The sequence below is a fragment of the Castellaniella sp. genome, assembly GCF_034007085.1.
Taxonomy (GTDB): Bacteria; Pseudomonadota; Gammaproteobacteria; order Burkholderiales; family Burkholderiaceae_B; genus Castellaniella.
Genome location: NZ_JAVERO010000152.1, coordinates 1 through 4,626, shown reverse-complemented (window position 1 = coordinate 4,626; position 4,626 = coordinate 1). Strand labels below are relative to the sequence as shown.

At 61.7% G+C, this 4,626-nt stretch carries 4 protein-coding genes and 2 pseudogenes; 1 reads left to right on the top strand and 5 read right to left on the bottom strand.

What is annotated here, in order from left to right:
• Positions 1 to 704: tRNA epoxyqueuosine(34) reductase QueG (gene queG / locus RBR29_RS10690; RefSeq protein WP_320349184.1), on the top strand; the 704-nt coding region annotated here is incomplete at its 5' end.
• Here the strand turns inward: queG and RBR29_RS10685 are convergent.
• The 5 genes and pseudogenes from RBR29_RS10685 to RBR29_RS10665 form a co-directional block, all read right to left on the bottom strand.
• Positions 701 to 1,393 carry an aspartate/glutamate racemase family protein gene (locus tag RBR29_RS10685; RefSeq protein WP_320349182.1) on the bottom strand — a complete coding sequence of 231 codons (693 nt, stop codon included), beginning with the start codon at positions 1,391 to 1,393 and terminating at the stop codon, positions 701 to 703. The genes queG and RBR29_RS10685 overlap by 4 nt on opposite strands.
• 35 nt (positions 1,394 to 1,428) lie before the next feature.
• The gene (locus RBR29_RS10680; protein WP_320349180.1) at positions 1,429 to 2,658 is read right to left on the bottom strand and encodes a diguanylate cyclase; all 1,230 of its coding nucleotides are present in this window, start codon (positions 2,656 to 2,658) and stop codon (positions 1,429 to 1,431) included.
• Complete coding sequence (locus RBR29_RS10675) at positions 2,658 to 3,548, bottom strand: amino acid ABC transporter substrate-binding protein (protein ID WP_320349178.1); 891 nt, start codon at positions 3,546 to 3,548, stop codon at positions 2,658 to 2,660. The genes RBR29_RS10680 and RBR29_RS10675 overlap by 1 nt, the downstream gene beginning before the upstream one ends.
• 133 nt (positions 3,549 to 3,681) lie before the next feature.
• Positions 3,682 to 4,241, bottom strand: a pseudogene (locus RBR29_RS10670) (transposase); the annotation flags it as partial.
• Between the two features lie 182 nt (positions 4,242 to 4,423).
• Positions 4,424 to 4,531 (bottom strand): annotated as a pseudogene (locus RBR29_RS10665) (type II toxin-antitoxin system RelE/ParE family toxin); the annotation flags it as partial.
• Positions 4,532 to 4,626 lie beyond the last annotated feature (95 nt).

The following is a 4,626-nucleotide window of genomic DNA, read 5'->3' as shown; positions in this document are numbered from 1 at the left end:
TCGGCCCGTTTGGCTATCGGGTCTTTTCCGATTCTGCGCCCGTGCTGGAAAAGGAACTGGCCAGCCGCAGCGGACTGGGATGGCGCGGCAAGCATTCCATGGTGCTTTCGCGCGATGCCGGATCGATGTTCTTTCTGGGCGAGATCTTCATGGATTTCGCGCTGACGCCGACCGATCCGGTCAGTGCGCATTGCGGCACCTGTACGGCCTGCATTGATATCTGCCCCACAGGCGCCATCGTGGCGCCCGGCGTGGTGGACGCTCGCCGCTGCATTTCCTATCTGACCATCGAAAACCGCGGGCCTATCCCCGAGGCGCTGCGCCCGTCGATGGGCAATCGCATCTTTGGCTGTGACGATTGCCAGACGATCTGTCCCTGGAACAAATACGCGCAGACCTCGGAACTGCCCGATTTCGATGCGCGCGCGCCGCTGGTCGGCCGCCGGCTCGTCGAACTGTTCGCCTGGGACGAGGACACATTCCTCAAGCGGACCGAAGGCGGGCCGATCCGGCGCATCAATCACGAACGCTGGCTGCGCAACCTGGCCGTGGCGCTGGGCAATGCATTGCGCGAGGCGGATGCCGCGCAGGCCCCGGAACTGCGCGCCGCCTTGCTCAGCCGTGCCGACCATGAAAGCGCTCTGGTGCGCGAGCACGTGGCCTGGGCGCTGGCACAGCGGCCAGGCCAGGACAGCGCCTGTTAGCGCAATGACCAGTCTGCCGCGTGCAGCGCATGCAGGCGGGTCGTATCGAACAGCGGCGTTGTCACATGCTGTGGCTCCACCAGCAGGGAAATTTCGGTACAGCCAAGGATAATGGCCTGCGCGCCCTGGTCCACCAGACGATGGATGATGTCCAGATAGGCATCCCGCGACGGGCTGCGAATGCAGCCTGTGCACAGTTCGTCGTAGATGACTCGATGCACGACTGCGCGGTCGGGTTCGTCCGGAATCAACACGCGCAGGCCATGCTGGTGTTCCAGCCGGGCTTTATAGAAGTCCTGTTCCATCGTGAAGCGCGTGCCGAGCAGCCCGACGCTGGAAAATCCAGCCGCCTTGATGGCTTCGGCAGTCGGGTCGGCAATATGCAGCAGCGGGATGCCGACGGCCTGCTCGATCTGCGACGCCACCTTGTGCATGGTGTTGGTGCATAGCACCAACCCATCCGCCCCGGCGCGTTCGAGTCGCTGGGCCGCATCCGCCAGCAGTGCGCCGGCCTGTTCCCATTGGCCTGCATGTTGCAGTCTTTCCACCTCGTGGAAATCAACGCTGTAGAGCACGATGCGCGCCGAATGCAGGCCGCCCAGCCGCTGCTTGATGAACTCGTTGATTTGCCGGTAGTACGGGATGGTGGATTCCCAGCTCATGCCGCCGATCAGTCCCAATGTTTTCATGGAGTGCCTTTTGGTGTGTCTTGACTCAACTATACCTATGCAAAATCATCCCTGACCAAATCAGGTTCTTCAGCGGGATCCCGCTGTGACTCGGCAGGCCCTTTGCCCAAGGGATCTCTGAACAAGTCCTGGTGCCGCGCAGGGTCGTATCGTCGGCGGCGGTGCGTCAGCCCTTTGGCCCGGTACATGTCGGCATCGGCCAGCGCCAGCAGGGCGTTGCTGTCGTTGTCGTCCGGGCCGAATCGTGCCCGCCCGATGCTGGGGGTGATGTAGATCGGGGTGTCCCGCCAGAGGATGGGCTGCGTCAGGGCATGCGTGATGCGGGTGACCAGTGCGTCCGCGTCCGAATCCTCGATGGTGTCGGGCGCGATGATGGCGAATTCGTCGCCGCCCAGGCGGACCACGGTGTCGAGGTCGCGCACGCAGGCCAGCAGGCGCTGTGCGACTGTGCGCAGTACCTCGTCTCCGGCAGCATGGCCGAAGGTGTCATTGACGGGTTTGAATCGGTCCAGGTCGAGCAGCAAGACATGGCCTTGCGTACCGGTCTGTTTGACGTGTTCCAGGCGTTCTTCCAATCGCAGTCGGTTGCCCAGGCCCGTCAGCGGGTCATGCCGGGCCTGGTGGCGCAGTTCTTGCAATTGGGTGTTGTAGGTCCGGGTGACTTCGGAGATCTCGTCGGCCCAGTCGTCGGGGATGGGGTTCAGCGCCTGCTGACGATGCATCGCCTGGCACAACTGCAGGAGGGGCGCTCCGATGATGCGCCTGAACGTCCACAGCGTGCAGGCCAGCACGACCGCCAGCATCGACAGAAAAACCGCCAGTTGCGGCACCAGGCTGCGGGCGGCCGCAGTAAAGATCGACTGGGGTTGAAAGGCGACCTGCAGTTCTCCCAGCATGTGGATGGTACCCATTTCATCCACGTACTGCAGTGGCGTGCTCAAGGTGTCTTTGCTGTTCTTGTCGGGCAGCGTGCCTGCCTGGATCAGTTTTTGAGTGCATTGATTCAAGACGCTGGCCCCTCGCACGTTGGGTTGCAGCGTCATCGCCTGAATAATGCCTTCTGCCGTCAGGCTGTTGCAGTCCCACAGCGGTTTGACCAGCACATGCGCGAAGGTGTCCAGGGTCTGGCTGCGCTGATTGCTGGCTGCGATGCGTTGGTTCTGATAATACAGCCAGGTCGTGAGGGCGGTGGTCAGCACATAGGCCAGGGCCAGCAGGGGTAATAGCTGACGCAAGAACCGCGTGTAGAGTTTCTGAGCAGGCATTACGACAGGTGCGGCTGCAGCAGCAGATGCCGGTAGCGCGGCGGCACGATATCCGGACTGTAAAAGGGGTTTTCCAGGCTGATGACGGTGCGCTTCTGCCAGGATTCTGTGGGTGGCAGTTGGCGCATTTGCGACCAGATGGACTCGAACTGGCCGTTCTCGGCGATGATGTCGAAGCCCGTTTGCAGCGCCTGGTACAGCGTATCGGCGCTGGGGTGCGGAGACACCCAGACAAAACGATACCAGGGGTATTTCAGCAGCAGGAATTGATCCAGCGCGAGTTGCGGATAGCGTTGCCGGAAGTGCGGCAGAAAATAGCTCAGGGATTCTTCCAGTCCCATGGGAAACAAGTCGATCACCCCGGTCTGCATCTGCTCTGCGAATTCCCCGTTGCGCCAGCTCTGGACCTCGCGGGTGGTGATACCGGCCTTGCGGTAGATTTCCACGTCCCACCAACTGGAGCCTTGTCCGATCGTCAGAGCGCGCAGGTCGGCTAGCGTACGGACATGGCTCAGCCTGGCTGCGTGGCTTTCCAGCACGAAGGGCGTGCGCCAGCCCAGCAGGCCGCGTTCCAGTGGAACAGGGATCATGCGCAGGCGGCCTTCCTGCACCCGTTTCAGACGGGTGGGAGAGGCCGGCAACAGATTGATGTGGATGCGGCCGGCGGTGATTTCGTGCAGATTGCGTTCTTCGGTCGCATGGGGGGCGTTGACCAGATCCGCAGACAGCCCGCTGGCCTTCAAGGCCGCATGCAGCAGTGCAGTGCAGTGCGCCAATGAGGGTTCTGTCTGCACGGAGTAGACCGGACGAGTGGCCGCACGCGACGGCAGGCAGGCGCCGGCCATCAGGCCGAGCAGGCTGCGGCGACAAGGTGAAAATGAAGTGCTCATGAGGCTGGCGGCCTGGGTGAATTTGTGCTCAGGCTTTGCGCTCAACATCATAGGCGGGATCGTGTCAAGTCAAAAGTCAAGAATTCTTAATGTCGCGCCAGGTGTCGCCTTGCTCGAACTCCTGCCGCTGCTCCCGGCTTCGTCGCACCAGCGCCCAGACTCGCCGGTAGCCGTAGCTGGGTAACTGTCCAATATGCTCCTGGATCTCTTCGACCAACTCCGCATCCTGCGCCGGGCGGGCTGTGCGACCAGCGCACCAATCCGCGGATCGAGCCAGCCTGACTACCATGTTCGAGCGCGCCACGCCGAGGACTTCACAGACCCGTTTCACCGGTCTTCCCCTGGCAACGAGGGTGAGCGCGCAATCCATTTTTTTGAGCGGCCATACTCCACCGTTTCGCGCAAAATCTCGTTCTCCATGGTCTTCTTGCCCAGCATCCGCTGCAAATCCCGGATCTGCTTGAGCGCGTCGGCCAGTTCCGAGGCCGCGACCACCTGTTCGCCAGCCCCCACTGCCGACAGGCCACCATCCTGGTACAGTTTGCGCCAGTGGAACAGTTGGTTCGGGTTCACGCCGTGGCGGCGCGCCACCACCGAAACTGTCTGGCCAGGCTCGTTGCTCTCGCGCACCATGGCCAGCTTCTGCTCCACCGACCAGCGACGCCGGCGCTCCGGCTGGGGCAGTAATTCCATCACTTCCTGCTTGCTGTTGGTCATAAACACAGTCACATGCCTACCTGCTATTTTAAGTGGGCGGCTGTGTCCGGTGTTTCAAGGGGCCGATCCAGCAGCGAGGGGAACCGGGCAAAGGGAAAGAGCGGGCATAAGAGCATAATGAGTCCTTTTCGGGGATTGTTTGCTCGGACAACCCCGTTTCAATAGCCTGCCTCTTTCTGGTGTCGGAAGGCCAGGATGTACACCGCGTCGTCGGCCGGTTCATGATGGTACAAGGCGATATAGCCCGAATCACCAAATGTAATGACCCAGCGGAACCTGCACAGGTCAGGCGGCTAATGCGAAGGCCTCGGCCGGGGTTTTCATGTTCAGTGCCTGGTGCGGGCGTCGGTGATTGTAAAAA